Source organism: uncultured Endozoicomonas sp. (assembly GCF_947495845.1).
GTDB lineage: Bacteria > Pseudomonadota > Gammaproteobacteria > Pseudomonadales > Endozoicomonadaceae > Endozoicomonas.
Genome location: NZ_CANMAO010000011.1, coordinates 80,969 through 101,407, shown reverse-complemented (window position 1 = coordinate 101,407; position 20,439 = coordinate 80,969). Strand labels below are relative to the sequence as shown.

Annotated in this window: 17 protein-coding genes; 7 read left to right on the top strand and 10 right to left on the bottom strand. The window is 46.3% G+C overall.

All coding sequences use genetic code 11. The features are described 5' to 3' along the window. Positions 1-69 precede the first annotated feature (69 nt). The 3 genes from Q1B11_RS09785 (at position 70) to Q1B11_RS09775 (ending at position 4,819) form a co-directional block, all read left to right on the top strand. Positions 70-1,296: a parallel beta-helix domain-containing protein gene (locus tag Q1B11_RS09785; RefSeq protein WP_299731411.1), complete on the top strand. Its 1,227-nt coding sequence runs from the start codon at positions 70-72 to the stop codon at positions 1,294-1,296. Between the two features lie 3 nt (positions 1,297-1,299). Continuing rightward, positions 1,300-2,484, top strand: a complete 1,185-nt coding sequence (locus tag Q1B11_RS09780; RefSeq protein ID WP_299731408.1) for an SO2930 family diheme c-type cytochrome — start codon at positions 1,300-1,302, stop codon at positions 2,482-2,484. A gap of 379 nt (positions 2,485-2,863) precedes the next feature. Beyond that, the gene (locus Q1B11_RS09775; RefSeq protein WP_299731406.1) at positions 2,864-4,819 is read left to right on the top strand and encodes a DUF1302 family protein; all 1,956 of its coding nucleotides are present in this window, start codon (positions 2,864-2,866) and stop codon (positions 4,817-4,819) included. Positions 4,820-4,994: 175 nt separating this feature from the next. On the opposite strand, the gene Q1B11_RS09770 is transcribed toward Q1B11_RS09775, so the two are convergent. Further along, positions 4,995-5,261 carry a hypothetical protein gene (locus Q1B11_RS09770; RefSeq protein WP_299731403.1) on the bottom strand — a complete coding sequence of 89 codons (267 nt, stop codon included), beginning with the start codon at positions 5,259-5,261 and terminating at the stop codon, positions 4,995-4,997. A 518-nt stretch (positions 5,262-5,779) separates the two neighbouring features. On the opposite strand from Q1B11_RS09770, the gene Q1B11_RS09765 reads away from it, so the two are divergent. Next, on the top strand, positions 5,780-6,526 hold the full coding sequence (locus tag Q1B11_RS09765) for a DsbA family protein (protein WP_299731400.1): 747 nt from the start codon (positions 5,780-5,782) through the stop codon (positions 6,524-6,526). A 211-nt stretch (positions 6,527-6,737) separates the two neighbouring features. Here the strand turns inward: Q1B11_RS09765 and Q1B11_RS09760 are convergent, their stop codons facing one another. The 4 genes from Q1B11_RS09760 to Q1B11_RS09745 form a co-directional block, all read right to left on the bottom strand. Then, positions 6,738-7,169, bottom strand: coding sequence for an H-NS family nucleoid-associated regulatory protein (locus Q1B11_RS09760; protein WP_299731397.1), 432 nt, complete (start codon positions 7,167-7,169; stop codon positions 6,738-6,740). Positions 7,170-7,713: 544 nt separating this feature from the next. Beyond that, on the bottom strand, positions 7,714-9,432 hold the full coding sequence (locus Q1B11_RS09755; RefSeq protein ID WP_299731394.1) for an AMP-binding protein: 1,719 nt from the start codon (positions 9,430-9,432) through the stop codon (positions 7,714-7,716). A 162-nt stretch (positions 9,433-9,594) separates the two neighbouring features. Beyond that, entirely contained in the window at positions 9,595-9,888 is a 294-nt protein-coding gene (locus tag Q1B11_RS09750) for a GIY-YIG nuclease family protein (RefSeq protein ID WP_299731391.1), read from the bottom strand. Positions 9,889-10,048: 160 nt separating this feature from the next. Further along, the gene (locus tag Q1B11_RS09745; RefSeq protein WP_299731388.1) at positions 10,049-10,381 is read right to left on the bottom strand and encodes a PBPRA1643 family SWIM/SEC-C metal-binding motif protein; all 333 of its coding nucleotides are present in this window, start codon (positions 10,379-10,381) and stop codon (positions 10,049-10,051) included. A 473-nt stretch (positions 10,382-10,854) separates the two neighbouring features. Between Q1B11_RS09745 and Q1B11_RS09740 the strand changes: the two genes are divergently transcribed. Continuing rightward, entirely contained in the window at positions 10,855-11,244 is a 390-nt protein-coding gene (locus tag Q1B11_RS09740) for a hotdog domain-containing protein (protein WP_299731386.1), read from the top strand. A gap of 255 nt (positions 11,245-11,499) precedes the next feature. Here the strand turns inward: Q1B11_RS09740 and Q1B11_RS09735 are convergent, their stop codons facing one another. Continuing rightward, positions 11,500-12,228 (bottom strand): META domain-containing protein, encoded by a 729-nt coding sequence (locus tag Q1B11_RS09735; RefSeq protein WP_299731383.1) that lies wholly within the window; start codon positions 12,226-12,228, stop codon positions 11,500-11,502. 256 nt (positions 12,229-12,484) lie between these two features. On the opposite strand from Q1B11_RS09735, the gene Q1B11_RS09730 reads away from it, so the two are divergent. Together Q1B11_RS09730 and Q1B11_RS09725 are read left to right on the top strand one after the other, a co-directional pair. Further along, complete coding sequence (locus tag Q1B11_RS09730) at positions 12,485-13,153, top strand: hemolysin III family protein (protein WP_299731380.1); 669 nt, start codon at positions 12,485-12,487, stop codon at positions 13,151-13,153. A gap of 232 nt (positions 13,154-13,385) precedes the next feature. Further along, positions 13,386-14,450, top strand: a complete 1,065-nt coding sequence (locus tag Q1B11_RS09725; protein WP_299731377.1) for a hypothetical protein — start codon at positions 13,386-13,388, stop codon at positions 14,448-14,450. Between the two features lie 148 nt (positions 14,451-14,598). On the opposite strand, the gene Q1B11_RS09720 is transcribed toward Q1B11_RS09725, so the two are convergent. The 4 genes from Q1B11_RS09720 to Q1B11_RS09705 all read right to left on the bottom strand — a co-directional run bounded on the left by Q1B11_RS09720 (position 14,599) and on the right by Q1B11_RS09705 (position 20,385). Continuing rightward, positions 14,599-16,443, bottom strand: a complete 1,845-nt coding sequence (locus tag Q1B11_RS09720) for a DEAD/DEAH box helicase (RefSeq protein ID WP_299731374.1) — start codon at positions 16,441-16,443, stop codon at positions 14,599-14,601. Between the two features lie 1,163 nt (positions 16,444-17,606). Further along, a complete protein-coding gene (locus Q1B11_RS09715) occupies positions 17,607-18,578 on the bottom strand; it encodes an aldo/keto reductase (protein WP_299731371.1) in 972 nt (323 codons plus the stop codon). A 465-nt stretch (positions 18,579-19,043) separates the two neighbouring features. Beyond that, entirely contained in the window at positions 19,044-19,208 is a 165-nt protein-coding gene (locus Q1B11_RS09710; protein WP_299731368.1) for a hypothetical protein, read from the bottom strand. Between the two features lie 70 nt (positions 19,209-19,278). Next, positions 19,279-20,385 carry a hypothetical protein gene (locus tag Q1B11_RS09705; RefSeq protein ID WP_299731365.1) on the bottom strand — a complete coding sequence of 369 codons (1,107 nt, stop codon included), beginning with the start codon at positions 20,383-20,385 and terminating at the stop codon, positions 19,279-19,281. Between the last annotated feature and the right edge of the window lie 54 nt (positions 20,386-20,439).

Sequence of the window (20,439 nt, the reverse complement as noted above, 5' to 3'; positions counted from 1 at the left end):
CACTCCCTCGCTCCTCACCGTATAGTCCACTGGACTACCGAAAACAATAACAACAATGAGGAAGCGACTTTGAAGATTCGTTCTTTACTGGCAGTCACTGCCACGTCCTTTTTATTGGCCGCCTGCGGTCAGGATGGTCAGGACGTCACCCAGACCACCGAAACCTCCGATGATTTCCGCAAAGAATTACAATCCAAACTGATTAAGGCCAAAGCCGGCGATGTGATTGAAATTCCGGAAGGCACGTTCACTATCGATCGAAGCCTCTCTTTGAATGTGGATGGTGTCACCATTCGCGGTGCCGGTATGGATAAAACCATTCTGTCCTTTAAAGGCCAGGTTGCCGGCGCAGAAGGCCTGTTGGTGAACGCCAACGATTTTGTGGTGGAAGATCTGGCTATTGAAGACACCAAAGGTGATGCACTGAAAGTAAATCAGGGTGAAAACATTGTTATCCGTCGTGTACGGGTTGAATGGACCAATGGCCCGGATAACAAAAACGGCGCTTACGGCCTTTACCCGGTTCAAACCGAAAACACATTGATAGAAGACTCTGTCGCCATTGGCGCTTCCGACGCGGGTATTTACGTTGGGCAATCCAATAACGTGATCGTTCGCAACAACCGCGCAGAATACAACGTTGCCGGTATTGAAATTGAAAACACCATCGGTGCAGATGTTTACGGTAACGTAGCCACCAACAACACCGGCGGTATTTTGATTTTCAACATGCCTCAGCTGACTCAGCCTGGTCATAGCACCCGGATTTATCAAAATCAGGTGTTCGAAAACAACTATGACAACTTCGGTACTCCCGGAACTGCCGTGGCCGCTGTGCCTGCCGGCTCTGGCATCCTGATCAACTCAAACGACAAAGTTGAGATATTTGATAACGATATCAAAGACAACAAAACCGCCAACGTGATTGTGAGCAGTTACTTCACCGCCGGTTACGAAAAAGACTACAAGCAGGCGGATAACTTCGACCCTTATCCAGAAGGCATCTTTGTTTACAACAACCGTTTTGAAGGCGGTGGCGACAGCCCTGATCGCATGGAACTGAAAGCTCTGAAAATCGCTGAATTCGGTTTCACCGGCAGCCTGCCAGATATTCTGTGGGATGGCATTGTCAATCCTGACAGCACCGTGCCGGCTCTGTGTATCGATAATGGCGACAGTGGTGTTGTGAATGTGGATGCAGGTAACGGCTATAGCAACATCACCACTGATATGACGCAACATCGTTGTAAAGTACCAAAGCTGGCCGCAATTTCTTTGCCGACGATGGAAGGATAAATCATGACTGCAGTTATCAGGGTCAGGGCTTTACTGGTCTTGTTGTTTTCCCTGGTATTGGCAGGCTGTGGCGACAAGCCGCAGCCACTGCTGATGACCTCCGGGGATAACTATCCAGACAACCTAAGCCAGTGGCAGGTGTTATCGTTCAGTGACAGCCATCTGGAATTGGCTGAAGGTGTTGTGCCGTATACATTGAACACACCGCTGTTTACGGATTACGCCAGCAAACTGCGCACCCTGTGGGTGCCACCAGGAAAGCAGGCCACTGTCGTTGATGGAGAAATTGAATACCCCGTTGGCACCATCATCAGCAAAACGTTTTATTACCCCGTTGCAGAAGCTGCAGAAGGCACAGTACTGAAAGCATCGGAAGGTGATAAATCTCTGTTTTCTCCGGAAGACGGGTTGCCTCGGGACAAAGTTAAACTGGTTGAAACCCGTTTATTAATCCATCAGGAAAGTGGTTGGGTTGCACTGCCTTATGTCTGGAACCAACAGCAGACAGAAGCCGTATTGGAATGGGCAGGTGACTACAAACAGCTCACCGTTACCGACATTGATGGCAACCCAGAGCAAACATCGTTTACTTACATCATTCCTGACGCTAACCAATGCGCAGGATGCCACGCCGAAGAAGACAGTCGGCAGGCAGTCAAACCCCTCGGACCAAAAATCCGCCACCTTAACCGGGACTTCACCTACAGTTCCGGCACGGAAAATCAGCTTGCTTACTTGATGAACGCAGGATTATTAACCGGACTGGACGATATCAACGGCGCGCCACAGAACGCTTTGTGGCCCAATGCCAGGGAAAATGAAACCCTCGAACATCAGGCAAAAAGCTATTTGGACGCTAACTGCAGCCATTGCCACAATCCAAATGGCGCGGCGCGCACCAGTGGACTGTTCTTAACCATAGATACACCACTGGATGAAAACTACGGCTTCTGTAAACGCCCCATTGCTGCAGGCAAGGGCGCGGGCAATCGTCCTGTGGATATTATGCCGGGCCATGCGGATCAATCGATTCTGGTCTACCGCATAGAATCGGTAGAACCCGGCGCCATGATGCCGGAGCTGGGTCGGTCTCTTAGCCATAACCAAGGTGTTGAGTTGATCACGGAATGGATTAACGGCATGAGTACAGACGACAAACCTTGTGTAGCGGGTGGGTATGTTTTGTAACCCTCCCTCTCGTTCTTACGGTCTTACGAAGCTTCCAAAGTGGTAGCGAAACCCGTAGGTCGATAATTCTGCAAGAATTGCCGGCCTGTAGGTGCTAATTGTCGGCAACCCTTTGGGTTACCGACCTACGGATTTCTCAGCAGCCTCACAGCATGGGAGCGAGAATATGAGTGCCATGCACCAAAACTACACGACAAAAGTGTTACATAAACCGCAAAGAAACAGGAGAACACGGTAACAATCACACAAAATACAAGACAGGGTATAAATATCTTGCATACCGGTATGCACTTTAGTACAACTACGCATGCCGACACACAAACAACAACAACACACACAAAATAACACTAATAATAATAAGGCAAGGGTAGAGCTCTCGATGTTAACATCACAAAAACGACTGCAACTGGCTCCAGCTGCCGCTGGATTTGTTTTAACCGGCGCAATGATGATGGGCGCCTCTTCTGTTTACGCTTATGAATTCGAAGCGATGGATGGTGAAGTTCAGGGGACTTTGAACACCACTATCTCGCTGGGTGCTAAGTATGATTTAGAAGGGTATGTTACTCCAGATGGACGCGAACAAAACGAGAATGACGGTGATCGTTCATTTGACAAAGGTTTTGTAAGCAAAGCTCTAAAGCTCACTTCTGAGCTGGATCTGAAAAAAGATAACTACGGTTTCTATGGTCGTGCTACTGCTTATTATGATCATGTATTGATGAATGGTAGCAACAAGTGGGACTCAAATAACGCTGGCGATGTTGCAAAAGGCTTTGATGATGAAGCTGGCACATTTAATGGTTGGTCTGATGAAGTAAAAGATAATCAGGGTCGGGGTGTTAAACTGCAAAGCGCTTATGTTTATGGCGACTGGGAATTTGATGGTGGCCAAAAGCTGAGCCTGAAATTAGGCAATCAGGCTCATAACTGGGGTGAAAGTATATTCTACGCTGGAGGCATGAGAGATCTTAATGCATACGACGTAGCCCTAACCACTGTTCCTGGTTCAGATGGAGACCTTAACATCGCTCAGGGTATGCTCATGGCAGACCTGCAGTTCAATGATGAAATGACCCTTTCGGCTTTTGCTCAGTATGATTGGGAAGGATCCATTATGCCGGGACGTGGTACTTATGGTTCAGGCGAAGATATTTTTGTTCCCGGATCTGATTTTGCATACTACGAACTAGAGAAATTTGGGCTTAACACAGTTGGAAACGTTGGCTTCGATACCTTGTTAGCCGGCGCCTTAGAAGCAGCTAATATTAGTACATTTGGCGATTATGGAAAAGTTGCAAACGTTGGTGAATCAGTTGATGCCAGTGACTCTGGTCAGTGGGGCATGAAGTTTACATTTGCACCAGAAGCGCTGCCTGATACAGAGTTTGCTCTTTACTATGCGAATTATCATTCAAGTGTTCCGTTTATTGAAGCAAAAGTTACTCAAGCATCTGCAGCCAACGGCCTTGGCTTAGCAGGTCTTGCTACAGGGGTTCCGGGAGCTTCTCCATCGGCAGCCATCAATGCTTTGCTTAGCCAGATTGCAGACCCTACTGACAACCTCAATGTTCGAAAAGGTCTTGCTGCGCTTCACATGTTATCAAATGGCGTTGATGCCCAAACAATCTACCCAGAAGATATTAAGCTTTGGGGGGCTAGCTTTAATACCAAAGTTTGGGGATACACTCAGATTGCCGGTGAAATAACATACAGAGAAAATGCTCCTATCTGGGTAGATCATCCAGATGACATCCTTGCAAAAGCCGCGGAAGGGGTTGGAGGTTTTGCGCAGGGCGCTGATGTTGATATTTCACAAGCTACTGATAGGACGACTACAGCAGATATGTGGTATCAAAACATTGAGCGCGTACCTATGTGGGACGCATCTCTCTCCGTTATTCAACCATTCGGTGCCGTACTTGGAACAGATCTGATGTACGTTGTTGGTGAAATGGCATTTGAACAAGTTTCCGGGCTGGACAATTACGATAATTATGTTGCTAAAGGCTCCAGTGCATGGTCTGGAGAAGACTCTGAACTGAATGCTGATGATCGTTTAGATCGTTCAAGCTGGGGCTACAACCTGATGGTTGGCGCTAACTGGAATGATGTTGCAATGCCTGGCCTGAATTTGGAATCCACCTTCCGCTTCACTCATGATGTAGATGGCAACTCTCATCTGACTGGCCGTTTCGAAGAAGGTGAGAAGAAGATCAACCTCGGCCTGACCGCCAAGTACGACGACATGACTGCCAAGCTCGCTTGGGGTGGTGATGCCGATACCGTACTGCGTAAGGGAACCATCACAGGTACTGTTGGTTACACCTTCTAAGGTAGGTCGGTAACCCACAGGGTTGCCGACAATAAAACCCAACAACCCGCACAATCGTCGGCAATTCTTTCAGAATTTCCGACCTACGATCCGCACTTTACGGCAAACACAAAAAAACCGGTAACTCCCAAGAGCTACCGGTTTTTCTTTTAGCCAGCTAAATCAAATCTGATATTCAGGCATTCGGATCAATGATCACATGAGCGCCTTTTTCCGCAGCCATTTTACGGCAAGCCTTATAATCACGCTCACTAGTCACATAAAATTTTGGAGTAACCGGAACAGAGAGATTAGGAGACATACCATCACCAAAGCGAGGCTGGTGATGAATATTGGTAGAACCCATAGCATGACAAACCATGCCTTCTTTTTCAGCCTTCTCGCCAGCCTGCACAGCACCTGCCAATAACAGTCCGGCTACAGCAACAGCTAATACTTTCATCGTTTCAGTCCTTTTTACGTTGAATTTAGGAACTGTTGTTATCGGCCTCTTCTCAATTCATTTAGCAGGCTTACGATGGAACACTGCGAAACATCCCGAAACCAATGACAACGCCTGATTTGAAGTATATTCACCTTTATATAGAGCACCGGATGCCACCGATATTCTGTGCTGTCTGCCGCCTGAATGGTCTTGACACCTCTGCTCACGATTTAACCATACGCCCTATGTAGATAAGTTTTTTTGACTTATGACATAGTTTTCGCCGCTTCAGGCCTTATGTAATGGCTCTAAGTAAAAGAAGGAAGAGCCCTATTAATAACCAAACCATCTTTTTACATAAGTAGTTAACCAAATGAAATCACATTTTCTGACTGAATGGACAGTCACTCTGCTGCGTTACAACTCCGGTCACATAGCTACGGCTATGCTCCCTGCGTTGTGCCTTGCATAGTAACCATCCATTCAGCCAGAAATATTCGTTTTCAAATGGTCAACTACTTAACGTTGGAGTCTATATGAAGAAACTCATTTTTCAGGCAGCGCTGCTCTCTATTGCGCTATCGTCAATTGCGCTATCCCCAATTGCAAATGCGGAACCACTGGATAGCGAGCAGCAGGCGCATGTGAAACAGTTGGTTCGTGAAACACTGCTGCAAAATCCGGATATAATTGTTGAGGTCATTGACGAATTAAAAAGACGGGATGAAGCGGCTAGAAATCAGGCACAACATTCAGCATTAACCAATCACAATACTGAATTGTTCAAGAATAGCCTTGACCCCTACGCTGGCGCAGAGAATCCAACATTAAGCATTGTTTATTTTGGTGATATCAATTGCGGTTATTGCAAACGCCAGGATCCAATTCTTGAAAGTGTTGTTAAAAATTACCCTGAAGTGCGAATTATCTATAAAGACCTTCCCATTCTTGGCCCGAGCTCAAGGGAAGCAGCCGCAATTGCTTTAGCATCCGCTAAAATTGGCAATAGCACCTATCTCTCGCTGCATAAAAATCTAATGGAATACGCTGGCGCCCATAACACTCAATCGATTGCTAACGTAGTCAATACTATGGGCCTTAATCTTGAAATGCTAAAAGCGTCTGTTGATGATCAAATAAACCAGCAATTAGATAATAATATTGTACTCGCCCACAAACTTGGAATTACCGGCACTCCAGCACTGGTATTCCCAGACAAAGTAATGGGTGGATTCACACGCGAGGATAGGCTGAAAGAAATGATAGAAGAACGTTTGAATTAAAACTTAGGAATTGACCTTAAATAACTTAACCATTTCCGTTCACCCTGAGTGCTGAGTTTGACGAAACATCTAAGGGTAGTGTCAACGGACTTCGACAAGCTCAGCCCGAACAGAGTTTAGTTTGTCGAACTACAGAAGTTATTTCGGGTAAGATCCTTACCTCATAAAAAAGCCCTCTGCATGAGGGCTTTTTTAGATCCAGTCTGAACTACTACAGCTCAGAAACGATGCAGGCCTTACGGTCTTTACCAGTACGCTCAAGGTAAGCAGAGAAATCAGCTGGGATGCGGCCAGTTGTAGCACCTTCCCAATTAACAACAGAGCCGTCAGTAGCTTCATAATTGAAAACATAACGCTGACGCACCTTGCCTTTGCGAGCGCTTGGCGCTTTCTCTTCAGCCAGGCCTTTAATGTCGTTAACAGACAGGCCGAGCTCTTTCATTTTCTCTTTGACAGCATCCATCGCTGCTTTTTTACGAGCCTGTTCTTCTTCTATTTCCAGTTGAGCCAACATTTTTTCTTCATGAATGGCTTCCAGGCGGCTGATAATCCGCTGAATGTCTTCGGCGTGCAAATCCTGAAGGAGTTTGCGAACCTGAACTTTAGATTTAAGCACACTGATAGCTTCATCAAAAATATTCATGAGATATACCAATCTTATTAAGGGATTAAAAATAACGTTGGGAAATTATCATTTACCGCGCCTTCTGTAAATAGAAGCGCGTTAGAAATATTGGCACTTTGCTTTAATAAACACACTACCAACCTTTAAAATAGAGCTGTGAAATTTCTTACATATAACCATTTATTGAACTCGAAGAATTTTATTACTGAACAGTCATCACAAAAACCATCATTAATAAACATATTGACACCACTCCTACCAAAAAACGCTTTTAAAAAGTTCTTTAGCCAGCTAATAATGACATCAGCCTTTGGTGTGCCTACCCTGTTCGAAAACACTCGAAAGCATCAAAAAAAATACCCACCATCATGAGTAAGCGATTATGAACTCTAACATTTTAATTCATTTCTAAAATTATGCCAGTGAGCCTCTTCATCTCATACCGATATTCATAATAATTTATAATGAATTAAACCCCGCCATCTATCTTTACTCCAAATAATACAATAAAAAAGCCCTGCCGGTTTAATAACCAACAGGGCTTTTTTTATTTGCTCAAGCTTTAGGAAGCCAAGGCCTCGCGCTTTTTCAACTCTTCAGCACGAAGGTCTTTTCTTAATACTTTACCAACGGCCGTCACCGGCAACTCATCGCGGAATTCAATCTGCTTGGGTACCTTGTAAGCGGTCAAGTTCAATTTGCAGTATTCCTTCACTGCTTCCGCTGTGAGCTCTTTATCCTGAGGAATAACAAACAGCTTAACGGCCTCCCCGGTTTTCTCATCGGGCACACCGATCACCGCGCAATTCATCACCTTATCCAGTTTGGAGACAACGTCTTCAATTTCGTTTGGATAAACGTTAAAGCCCGAAACCAGAACCATGTCCTTCAAACGATCAACGATCTTGACGTAGCCGGTTTCATCAATAACAGCAACGTCGCCGGTCTTGAACCAACCATCTTCGGACAATACTTCAGCCGTTGCTTCCGGGCGATTCAGGTAGCCTTTCATGACCTGAGGACCTTTAACACACAGTTCGCCGCGTTCGCCGAAAGGTAAGTCATTACCCTCGTCATCAATGGTTTTCACCGCGGAGGCAACCATAGGCAGACCAACAGTGCCAAGCTTGGTGTACTTTCCAGCCGGGTTGAAAGAAACCACTGGCGACGTTTCTGACAAACCGTAGCCTTCGGAAATGGTGCAACCGGTTACATCATTCCAGCGCTCAGCCACTGCCGCCTGCAAAGCGGTTCCGCCAGACAGGGTCAATTTCAGAGCAGAAAAATCAAGCTGTTTAAACTGAGGGTGATTCATCAGCCCGACAAACAGAGTGTTCAGCCCAACAAAGACATTCATCTTGTGTGGCACCAATGCTTTTACAAAGGTATCCATATCCCTTGGGTTGGCGATAAGTACACTGTGCCCGCCCAACTGGAAAAACGTCATCAGGTGAATCGTGAACGCATAAATATGGTACAGCGGTAAAGGTGCAATGGCTGTGGTTGATGAGTCACCAATAATCGGTTGGCCATTTTCATCAAACTGAGTCATGACATTAGACGTCTGAAGCACATTACTGACCAGGTTACGGTGAGTCAGCATGGCGCCTTTAGCGACACCTGTCGTGCCACCGGTGTATTGCAATACGGCAATGTCATCCCGGTCTGGCGCGGCTGGTTTTGTATAGGTGGATGATGCACCCAGCTTCATCACTTTGGTAAAGGGCACAGCTTGAGGCAGGTTGTATGGCTGAACCATTTTTTTAACATGCTTTACAGCAAGGTTCAGCAGCGAACGCTTTGGCCATGGCAGCATATCGGCCAGCTCGGTAACAATAAGGTGCTCTACCGGCGTGTCTTTAATGATTTCTTCAACCAGGTGACCCACAACGTTCAAACAAACCAGAGCCTTGGCACCGGAATCATTAAACTGGTGTTTCATTTCCCGCGCGGTGTACAGCGGATTTGTATTCACAATAACCAACCCAGCCTTGATCGCCCCATAGGCAACCACTGGATATTGAATCAGGTTGGGCATTTGCAGGGCGATCTTATCGCCAGGTTTCAGTGTCGTATGATTTTGCAGATAGGCTGCAAATTCTGTACTCAGCCGGTCAACATCGTTGAACGTGATGGTTTTTCCAAGGCTGGTGTATGCTGGTCTGTCGCCATAGGATTTTACGGAATGTTCAATGACATCCCTTAGGGTGTGAAACTGATCAAGATCGATCTTGTCAGCGATACCCGGGGCCCGCTTACCGTCCCAAAAACTGGCTTCCATGAACACCTCATACGTTTTTTTGTTGTTATGCCAAGGTAATGAAGAGTCTTAGTTACTACCCTAGACTGAAGTGCATCATACTATTTTCTTGTCATTTCTTGAACCCAAAATGATATTTTCTGCTTCATTTTGTTCTATATGGAGGTAGACAACGTGCGTCTGTTATAGTGTTGCTAACCAGTTGGCACTTTTATTGGCGGGGTTCGACAGCAACTTCAACTTCTGCTGACGTGTCATTTTTTTTATGGCGGCTTCACGTTTACTGACGGAAGATCGATCACTGCCCTCTTCTACATACACTAACTTTTCTGGTTTTCTGCCACGAAAAAAACGCGCACCCCCTATGATGTCACCGGAATGCTGGCGCCACCGTCGTTTAATGTCCGTGGTTATTCCGGTATAGAGAGAGTTATCGCTGGCGAGGATAATATAGACAAACCAGTTATCAGAAGGCATTTTTTCTATCCCTGAGGGTGCTTCCTTCTATATATATTTATTCATTACTGACAGCAAATTCACTGCTGGCATGTGAGCTGATTGTCGGCAACCCTTTGGGTTACCGACCTACAACTTCTGCTTTCAATAGTCTTTCACGCACCTTCGAAGCATGCGGTAATCAGGCACAGCACTTCTTATATTTCTTGCCGCTGCCACAGATGCAGGCATCATTACGACCCGGAGTCTTTTCCAGCACGGTCGTCTTTGGTGTGTTTCTCAGGGTTTGCAGAGCAGAAATGTCTTCTGGCTGCTCTTCATCCACTTCAAAGTTGGCAAACCAGCCATTTTCAATCACTTCTTTTTCCAGCTCTGCTTTGCGCTCTTCGGTCTGAACCATCAAGGTTGCAGGGTTCTTTTCAGAGCCAAGGCGAGCTTGTTTCTTGCCATCAAAAACCCGCCAAGCCTGCTTATCATCAATCTGAAGGTTAGTTTGAGTATAAAATTTGCCCATATATTCACCTGAAAATTCTGACAATGAACGGATCCTTCGGAGTGTGTTGAGCATCCAAAGAACCAATGAAAAATTTGAGAGCCGCATTCTACTGCAACGCCTTGATTTAAGCCAATTGGGGCTTAAGCACCCAACCATAAAAAAACATATTTTCTGGCTCAGTGGTCAGCCACTCTCGGCAACCTGCTCCTGCGCTGCTCTACCTCCTGCATCCATGCAGTCGTGCGGCGTTACATCTACGATCACATAGCTACGGCTATGCTCACTTCGATGTGCCTTGCACAGTAACTAACCACTAAGCCAGAAATATTCGATTTCATATGATCAGGTACTTACCTCATAGGCGGCCAGACGACTTTTGCCTTTGATTGGCATTTAAATTGCTGATGACACAGCCAAATATCGATTTTGTATAAATTTTGTCATAAATCGTTGCCATTATTGATTGCTCAGGCAATCAGAAGGATCTGAAGATGAAATACTTTTCCCGTCGTGCAGTAAAACCGGGCGACCTTAACCCAGCGTACCGTTTATTTGGCGGTACGTTATTAGCATGGATTGATGAAGAGGCAGGCATTTACGCCTCTTGTAAAATGGGACCAGGAAAACTGCTGGTCACCAAGTACATGTCGGAGATTGATTTTGTCAGCTCCGCAGCCTGTGGTGATGTTCTTGAGTTTGGTCTGGAAGTGGTTAATGTCGGGACGACATCACTGACACTGTGCTGCTGTGTACGAAACAAAGTCACACGACAGGTGATTATTGTTGTGGATCGTATCGTCTTTGTCTGTGTTGATGCCCATGGAAATCCTTCGGCGCACCAGATTGGGGCGGGCGAGACTCCACAGGCGATGACTGCCTAGTGCAAGGAAGCGTTAATACCCATACCGTTCGCACTGAGCGGAGTCGAAGTGTGGTGCTTTGATCCTTCGACTCCGCTCAGGATGAACGGGGATGTATGTCTTATAACGCTTGGCTGCACTAGGAACTACTCTGCATTTACTGAGACCGTTGCCCGCTATCCGTAGTCCGCAAAAGCGCAAGTAGCTCTAGCTTCTTCGGATTGCGGAAAACGGAAAACGTCAATTGAAATATGTAAGTTATTTCAGGGCAAACCCTTACTGTTTTACCGGAGCAGATTTGAGCTGCACCGCTGGCCTTATGGTTGTCATATACACTAACTGACCATTCTGTATGACTTCTGCAATCAGTTCATACCGACCATTCGCCTTCACCAGTTCTGGTGCATAGTTTACAACGTAGTCCACAACATCAACGTCCCTTCCTACCTGTATACTTTCAATACCCACTATGCCTGCTGGATCTTCAGGCATACTGCTATCTTGAAGCACAATAATAATATCGGATCCCGCAGGAAAATTACCCTGGCTAGTGGTGATCTGACCACCAAGGCTGGCAGATTCAGAGACATAAGAGAGCTTTGGATATCCGCCAGAATGGCTCAATTCCAATGAGTTATCTTTGAAAGTAATATCGTTTAACTTTGGAAAGACTGAGAGATACTCCGCTTCTTTGGTCATGAACGGTGCCGGGCAAGCTGCACGACTGCCCCCCATAGGCGAGAAGTGCAGTGTATTGTTGGTTACCTGATAGCTGCCAAAATATCGATTACATTGAGCCTGCCCACCAATCCGGCCATCCTGTGCAGTGACGGGCCTCATTTCCATCGTCACCCTTGGCCCGGATACCGGCCGCCCATCCTGAGAGATTAATATCCATCGTTTGTTTTCCACCTGGCTCGGCTCAATGCCCGTCAGATCATGGGCACAGCCTGCTAACAACATTCCAACGGTGATTACTGCACAAAAACCAATTATCTGTTTCATCTCTTAATCCAGGTACGGAAACCAAACGGGAATAGCTACCAGAATCTGAAGAGTTTGCATTGATGAAACCAAACAGAAACAAAGGAGCCGACAAAATAAAAGTAGTCGAACATTACCCGACACTGCCATTCTTTCTGGTCTTTCAGTGCCGGGTTAGGATGGTTTTTATTTTCTAAGCTTCGTAACGAAACGTTAACAGACCCTGATGATGTTCTTCAGTATCATCAGCTGTCTAACAAGACAACGGATGCTGACTTTGAGTACCCCTGAACCCCACACACCCGCTCGTCCTAGCTACGGCCTGGCAGAAGAAATTGCTAACAGCGTCACCCACGGGCTTGGGGCTCTGCTCAGCGTTGCGGGTTTAACACTGCTGGTGACTTACGCAGCTCATCAGGCGGACGTCTGGAAAGTGGTCAGTTTCAGTGTATACGGTACGTCCATGGTCATATTGTTTCTGGCGTCTACCCTGTACCACGCTTTTCAGCACCCAAAAACCAAACAGGTTTTTAAAATACTTGACCACTGTTCTATCTATTTATTAATTGCCGGCACCTATACCCCATTTTTATTGGTCAGCATGAACAGTGTTACGGGCTGGGTTCTCTTTGCCCTTGTCTGGACCCTGGCTGTCGCCGGTATTATTTTCAAAGTCGTTCTGGGTTCTAAATATAAGAAGCTGTCATTAAGCACTTATCTGTTGATGAGCTGGATGGCTTTATTTGCCATGGGCGAGCTATCGGAAAGTTTATCAGTGGCTGGCATGTACTGGCTGCTTGGCGGAGGTTTGCTGTATACGCTTGGTGTTGTTTTTTATGTATGGAACAAGCTGCCATTTAATCATGCGATCTGGCACGTATTTGTTCTTGGCGGAGCAATCTGTCACTTTTTTTCTATCTTATTTCATGTTTTACCATCAGCCTAATGCTGATGGTAATCAAAATCGCATTCAGAAGAATGCAGTCCAAAAAAATACACTATGTTAGCAATGCTAACAGCCTTGTTAGTGCAATTTGGCCAATAAATATTATATTCGCTGTTATTAGAAACCATTCAAACCGCGGTTACTCTATCAGCCTTGTTATCAGTTACATAAGACTATCGCTGGCTAGTTAGCTGCCAGGCTCCGTTTATTAATATTACAAGGAGTAGAAAAAATGAGCTCACTGGCTATCAACCCTACATCTGCACTCACATACGGGAACCCAACAAATCAAAAGATAAACTCGGGAGCATTTAAGGATAGAAAAGTATCCATCATCGATAGCATCAAATTATTTTTTAAAAAAATATGGACCGAAATCAAAAAATTTTTCATTAGCCTTTATGACCGTTGTATAAACAAATCATCAGTGGCTCAACCAATACTAGAAAACAAAAGCTCCAACGCCAATGCAAGCTACCAAAACATTAAAAACCCGGAAAAAAATCAACCTTTAGATATTAGCCGACAACACATTGAACAACTGACAACAACTCAATCTACAGATATTAGTCGACAAAAGGCAATGGAATGTTTCAATAATAATCGTGCAACATTCAGAATGCTAGCGGGGTTCAACACTGACCCAATAGAGGGAGTATATAAAGACACAGAACCAATGAAGCACGAATTAGATCAACTCAGATATCAGAGAAATCAGGCAGCTTCTGCCACATACGCCCCAAAAGGAGTACCTTTCCATCATTTTTATTTAGGTCGAACTATCGGATTATTAATTGACACTGGTAATGGAAAAATTGTTAAGGAAGCCTCAGTTGGTGACTGTGGTACTGTTCCATGTGATAGAGATGGCCATTCTCTTGGGTGGAGTATAGAAAGACACCAATATGAGAGAACTGTCGGTGGCGATCAAAATTCAGATAAAATTAAACGAGAGTTTAACCATTACAAGCTCATAAACCCTAATATAGGGATTGATATCAATGGTCAGACTAAATTTTCACCTATGCAGAAAGATTTTTCTGATTTCAAAAAAATCATTCATGAGTCACAACAAACAAACCCAAACGGTAAACAATATATTAATGAAGCTGTTCTGGATTATGGCCTAAACGACGTAGTTGGCATAGTACAAGTTAATCAACCCGACTCACAAAAACAGCTTGAACCTAAAGATAAAGCTCTGGCATTAGAATTCCAAAAGCAAATTAAAAATAAGTTAGGTAAAGATCTTCCCATACTTTTTTACAATAAAGACATGGGAAATATTATTCCCTAACTCAAATCCAGGAGTTGATCCTGCTATCAAGCCAAACAGCACAACTTAATTTGTGCCAATACCTGCAAGGATTACGAACCCGCAGAGATTAGCTGCTTGAATGCCCTCTTCTCTTTTTAAAGAAGAGGACATAAAAAAACGTTAACTATCAGGCGCTGTTATCACGACGCGGACGACGATCACCACCACGACTGCCTTCACGACGAGGAGCACCCTCTCGACGTGGCGCTCCGCCTTCACGACGACCACGACCACCGTCTCTGCGGCCACCGTCACGACGCTCTGATGCCGGAGGCTCTTCACCAGTCCAAAGTTTCAGTTCCATTGGACGGTTACGAATCTTGGCACCCTGCAAGGTTTGAATAATGTTTTTATCCATTCCTTCTGGCAGGTAGACAGAAGAGCAGCTGTCGAACAGTTTGATATGACCAATGCTCTGGCCAGAAATCTTACCTTCGTTAGCAATAGCACCCACCAGATCGCCCGGGTTGATACCCTGGTCACGACCCAGTTCAACACGGTAGCGAACCATGCCTTCGTTGCTGCGCTCACGACGCTCGCCTCTTTCACCACCGCGCTCACGGCCACCACGTTCACGACGATCGCCTCTGTCTCCGCGATCACCGCGGTCACGATCACGACCTTCACGTCGTGGCTGCTCTGGCTCTTTGCCGTCCGGGAATGGACGCTCTTTCTGAGCCATAAAGCACAGCGCAGCCGCCATATCTTCGTAGCTCAGAGCATTTTCCTGTTCCATTTCTGCAACCAGCTCACGGAACATATCCAGCTCTTCGCCCATTTCGAGCACTTTGCCCACTTCTTCCTTGAACTGACGGATACGGATATCACGCACATCGCTCATAGAAGGCAGACGCATTGTATCGATGCGCTGTCGTGTGGCACTTTCGATGGCACGCAACATTCTGCGCTCACGATGGGTAGCAAACAGAATCGCTGTACCGGTACGACCTGCACGGCCAGTACGACCAATACGGTGTACATAGGCTTCTGTGTCGTAAGGAATGTCGTAGTTGACCACGTGACTCATGCGCTCAACGTCAAGACCACGGGCGGCGACGTCAGTAGCGATCAGAATGTCCAGAGAGCTCTTCTTGAGACGATCGACTACTTTTTCCCGCAATGCCTGGCTCATATCACCGTTCAGTGCAGCGGCCGCAAAACCACGGGCTTCCAGCTTTTCTGCCAGTTCAACGGTGGCCGTTTTGGTGCGCACGAAAATAATCATGGCATCAAAAGGTTCCACTTCCAGAATACGAGTCAGCGCATCCAGCTTGTGGAAACCGCTGACCATGCAGACTTTCTGGGTGATGGTATCAACGGTGGCTGTTTTCGCTTTGATTTCAACTGTTGCTGGGTTCTTCAGGTGCGTATCAGCAATCTTACGAATCTGGTAAGGCATGGTGGCAGAGAACAGGGCTACCTGACGCTCAGCAGGTGTCTGCTCCATAATCCACTCGATGTCGTCTACGAAGCCCATGCGCAGCATTTCGTCGGCTTCATCCAGAACCACCGTTTTCAAGCCGCTCAGCTTCAAACTTTCACGACGTAGATGATCCATTACACGACCAGGCGTACCCACGATAACGTGAGCACCGCGCTGCAAGCTACGCAGCTGACCACGCATATCCTGACCGCCGTATACTGGCAATACGTGGAAACCTTTCATATGACGAGCATAACGCTGGAATGCTTCCGCTACCTGAATGGCCAGTTCGCGGGTTGGTGTCAGTACCAGAATCTGTGGATCGCGCTGCTTCAGATCAATACCGGAAAGCAGTGGCAGAGCAAAAGCTGCGGTTTTACCGGTACCGGTCTGCGCCAGACCCAGCAGGTCTTTGCCTTCCAGAAGATGAGGAATACTCTGGGCCTGAATCGGGGATGGGCTTTCGTAGCCTACGTCCTGAACCGCCTTGAGTACCGCTTCTGACAGGGGAAGATCCGCAAAGGTGATCGCGTCATTGGTATCTGTCATTAATAACTCCAAAAATGAATTCTGTACTAAAAAAGCGGCTCACAGGCAATTCTGACCCACGGCTGCTTTGGGCTGGCGACGCCCTGAACAAGCAGAAATAAAATGGCAATGCACATTACCGAGAGATGTTCGGAAAGGTGGCTCGCCATGGACTTCCTGGTGCTGGTATCCGGATCAGGAGATATGACTCCTGATTCCAGATCGCCGGTTAGGTCCATGACTGCGTTTGAAGAGGCTTGAGTAAACAAGCTTGGCCTGCATTGACGGGGCTATATCATCAGCCAGATCCGCCGGTTAACCGTTGATTCGAACAATCAACTTAATGAGATGCAGGAAACGAAGTGCCAGGACTTCTCACACACCCCTGCCTTGTGGAACAAAGCCAAAATACAGGGGACAAGAAAAAGATCGCGTATTCTAGCGCGTTTTTCGGATAGTGAATACTCTTTTATTTCAATGACTCAGGTCAATGAATCAGAGAACCTGAGTCACTATGGTCAGTTGGCGTTTCGTTACGAGGTTCAGTGACTCAGAAAGGCGTCAACAGCCCTGATGAACATTACCTATTTATTTCGAGCTAACTCACCCTTTCAAGCAACAGGGTATTATACCAATTCTGTTTTTAAATTATGGGCTGCGCAGCTATTTTGACTGACTGGATCTGCGTTGAAGTTCCTCGCCATAGCTTCCACCCACAGGGCGTAAATACCCACAGGGCACAAGGGGGCTATGACTCGTCTCTTCGCCTTTATGCCCTCGGGTATTGCCCAGTCACCCAAAATAACTTGCTCGTTCCACAATTAAAAAACGCCATTGGTATTACTCTCAGTGAGAAATACTGGTCATTCTGTTGGGACAGCTACAACTACTCACAGATCGGTCCAATAAATTAGCAAATGCCCCATAAGAAACATTCGCACACGCTGCCGCACATCCTGCCAGTAAAACCGCCACGTCAATATTAATTATACTGAAATTGCAAAAGACGTAAGCGGCACACGACGATAAACCAATTGCTGCAGCACCGGCTACCACACCAATAACTTTCGTTTGAAATTCTGCCTGCGCCCCTCGCTCCGGACTGGTGAACTTATTACAATTTGCACATAAGGTATTGATCATAATGTGACTTATTGCTCCGACCGCTAGAGTTCTAGTTTAAATTAAGGCATAGCTCTGCCTCTGGCACTTAAAAATAGTCGATACCACTGCTCTCTGCTTAACTCTATCGTTTCCGCCTGCTGGCAGGCTCGAATCCGCTCACCATTGGTGGTGCCAATCACCGGCTGAATACCTGCCGGATGACGCATCAGCCAGGCAAGAACAATCGCTTCTCGCGAGACATTCAACTCTTCGGCATAACTCGCAACCAACTGGGCCGTTGCTTTCACCGATTCGGATTCACCACTGATGTCTTTGCCACTGAACAACCCTTTACTTAAACAGCCCCAGGCCTGCAACTGAATGTTATGAGTACGGCAGTACTCAATGGTGCCCGGCGTAAAGCTGATGGCAGCACTGTCTGGATAATTAAACACAACCCCTTCATCGACCCAGTCCAGGTGAGAAAGGCTCATCTCCAGCTGGTTCACAATAATGGGTTGCTCAAGATACCCCTGAAGGAATTTAATCTGGTGTCCATTCATATTGGAAACACCAAAATGCTTCACTTTGCCTGCTCTCTGTAGCTGCTGAAACGCATCAGCGACGTCTTCTGGTTCCATCAACGGGTCAGGGCGGTGCAGCAGCAACAGGTCCAGATATTCAGTATTTAATCGGGCAAGACTGTTTTCGACACTGCTGATAATCCATTCTTTGGAAAAATCGTATCGCTGAGGTGCACCATTTTCCTGAAAGCGAATACCGCACTTACTTTGGATAAAAATATCTCTTCTTAATTCTGGTCGTTCAGACAATACGTTCCCGAATACCTGTTCAGCCTTGCCACGGGTATAAATGTCGGCATGATCGAAAAAATTAATGCCGCAATCCAATGAATGATCCACCAGCTCATGAGCAAGACGCACATCATTGCCAGTCACTGGGGCATCGTCCCAGCTTCCGCCCAAACCCATGCAACCCGCAGCAATCCGACTGGAATGATGTAAAAAAATATTTAAGGGAATTCTGTTCATAAGACTCCGACCCATTGGGCAACTTATGCAATTATTATGGGGGAATAGGTTCAGGCAATCTCTGTGCCTGTAATTACCATATCCTTTGTAACAGACAGCGCCGTTTCTGCGCAAACCCTTATTGCTTTCACAATGTGTTCCAGTGACATTGAAGGTTCATCACCTTTCACTGCTTGCTCTGGTAACCCCCTTTCGCCCGGGAGCAAGCTCTAACATCAGAACCAATTCAGGCTGACACTGGTCGATGGCAGCCAAGACCTTCTGAATGCACTTAAGTACCCAACCATATGAAATCATATTTTCTGGCTCATTGGTTAGCCACTCCCGGCAACCTGCTCCTGCGTTGCTCTACCTCCTGCATCCATGCAGTCGTGCGGCGTTACATCTACGATCACATAGCTACGGCTATGCTCGCTCCGATGTGCCTTGCATAGTAACCAACCACTAAGCCAGAAATATTCGATTTCATATGATCGGGTACTTATTATGAACAGCCGGTACACAGACTTTTTGAAAAACGGCAAAACCATCCATGATCTGCGTGCCGTTCAGTGCTCTGATTGTTTCCAATGCAGGATTCAGGGGCATACCACCAAAAGGCTCAAAGCCAGTCACTAATACTGTTTTCATTTCTATCGTTTCCTTGCGGGTATGCAAGTCAATATTAGCCCGACATTAGGTCAGTACCTGATAGAAAAGATCAGTTTTTTGCTCTCAACGCTTGTTGAAACCTCTCTGTAAGATGGCAATGCCCAGTACCGTGCGGATCTTCAATCGTGCAACACTGCTTGCTCTTCAGCTCTTTGGCGAATTCAGACATACGCGCCCCCTGAGGAATGCAGTAATCATTCTGGTTATTCAACACCATCATTGAAACATCCTGACCTGCCAGTTTCTTGATGCTGTGCTTTGCATTCAAGTTGATACCCAATAGCCCGCCAAGAGCGTCTGCCAGTCGTGGATAACCTGGCATCGCGACCCTGGCGGTGGTAGTGAATGAGTCATGATTGATTAGTTGAAAGCGATCAACGCGAACGTCTTTATGAGTACTCAACAGTTTTTCCAGACTGGTGGTAGCCACCCCACCGCCAAGAGAAGTCCCAGCTTCGATAACCTTATCAAACTTGCTCTGAACATGTTTGAGTACAGCAAGCCCATCTCTTTCAATAGTGGCTTTAGTTGCCATGGGGCTGCTAGAAGACTTATTAATGCCTGCACCATTGTAATCATAAAGCACTACGGGGCACTGACATTCATGCTGTAGGTAGCCTGGAAGGCTGCGTTTATCAAGATCGCCATTTTTATCGAAAGAATCATCGACGCACATGTCATTACCGTTATTAAATATGGCGCAGCGACTTATGGAGTCTTGTGATTTATCCCAGCCTGGCGGGTAACAGATAATGGCTTTCAGTCGCGTAGAGCCATCGACGACATCCATAACCTCAAAACGATTACCTCCCGTTTTCTGCTTGCTGTTAACCAGTGCAGTTGCATCGACTGCCTCTCTACTCTGGCTCGGCAACAAACGCCGCCCCAACAACTTGGCAATACCCAATCGATTTTCAACCAGCCAGATAACAGGAGAGAGAACCACAGATATCATTCGGGATAACAGAGACACCAACGCCTTTACTGCAACGTTGGCGCCATGAGCAACAGCTTTAGCCGCACGACTGATAAAGCACTCTGATTTGGTAATGTGTACTGATTTATCACTAAATACTGCGGGGCGTTTGATTTCCTTCTGTTGATGTTTGATATGATCGGCTTGGGCAAAGCTCCCCTGTCCAACTGTTAGATCCATGGTCAACTCCAATGAGGGTATAATTCAAGCCTCTGGCTAATGCACTGGCTTTTA

Coding starts and splice junctions, on each gene's coding strand:
- Q1B11_RS09720 (WP_299731374.1), bottom strand. CDS start 16,443: ATGACAGATACCAATGACGCGATCACCTTTGCGGATCTTCCCCTGTCA.
- Q1B11_RS09775 (WP_299731406.1), top strand. CDS start 2,864: ATGTTAACATCACAAAAACGACTGCAACTGGCTCCAGCTGCCGCTGGA.
- Q1B11_RS09755 (WP_299731394.1), bottom strand. CDS start 9,432: ATGGAAGCCAGTTTTTGGGACGGTAAGCGGGCCCCGGGTATCGCTGAC.
- Q1B11_RS09780 (WP_299731408.1), top strand. CDS start 1,300: ATGACTGCAGTTATCAGGGTCAGGGCTTTACTGGTCTTGTTGTTTTCC.
- Q1B11_RS09745 (WP_299731388.1), bottom strand. CDS start 10,381: ATGGGCAAATTTTATACTCAAACTAACCTTCAGATTGATGATAAGCAG.
- Q1B11_RS09770 (WP_299731403.1), bottom strand. CDS start 5,261: ATGAAAGTATTAGCTGTTGCTGTAGCCGGACTGTTATTGGCAGGTGCT.
- Q1B11_RS09715 (WP_299731371.1), bottom strand. CDS start 18,578: ATGAACAGAATTCCCTTAAATATTTTTTTACATCATTCCAGTCGGATT.
- Q1B11_RS09735 (WP_299731383.1), bottom strand. CDS start 12,228: ATGAAACAGATAATTGGTTTTTGTGCAGTAATCACCGTTGGAATGTTG.
- Q1B11_RS09760 (WP_299731397.1), bottom strand. CDS start 7,169: ATGAATATTTTTGATGAAGCTATCAGTGTGCTTAAATCTAAAGTTCAG.
- Q1B11_RS09705 (WP_299731365.1), bottom strand. CDS start 20,385: ATGGATCTAACAGTTGGACAGGGGAGCTTTGCCCAAGCCGATCATATC.
- Q1B11_RS09750 (WP_299731391.1), bottom strand. CDS start 9,888: ATGCCTTCTGATAACTGGTTTGTCTATATTATCCTCGCCAGCGATAAC.
- Q1B11_RS09765 (WP_299731400.1), top strand. CDS start 5,780: ATGAAGAAACTCATTTTTCAGGCAGCGCTGCTCTCTATTGCGCTATCG.
- Q1B11_RS09740 (WP_299731386.1), top strand. CDS start 10,855: ATGAAATACTTTTCCCGTCGTGCAGTAAAACCGGGCGACCTTAACCCA.
- Q1B11_RS09710 (WP_299731368.1), bottom strand. CDS start 19,208: ATGAAAACAGTATTAGTGACTGGCTTTGAGCCTTTTGGTGGTATGCCC.
- Q1B11_RS09725 (WP_299731377.1), top strand. CDS start 13,386: ATGAGCTCACTGGCTATCAACCCTACATCTGCACTCACATACGGGAAC.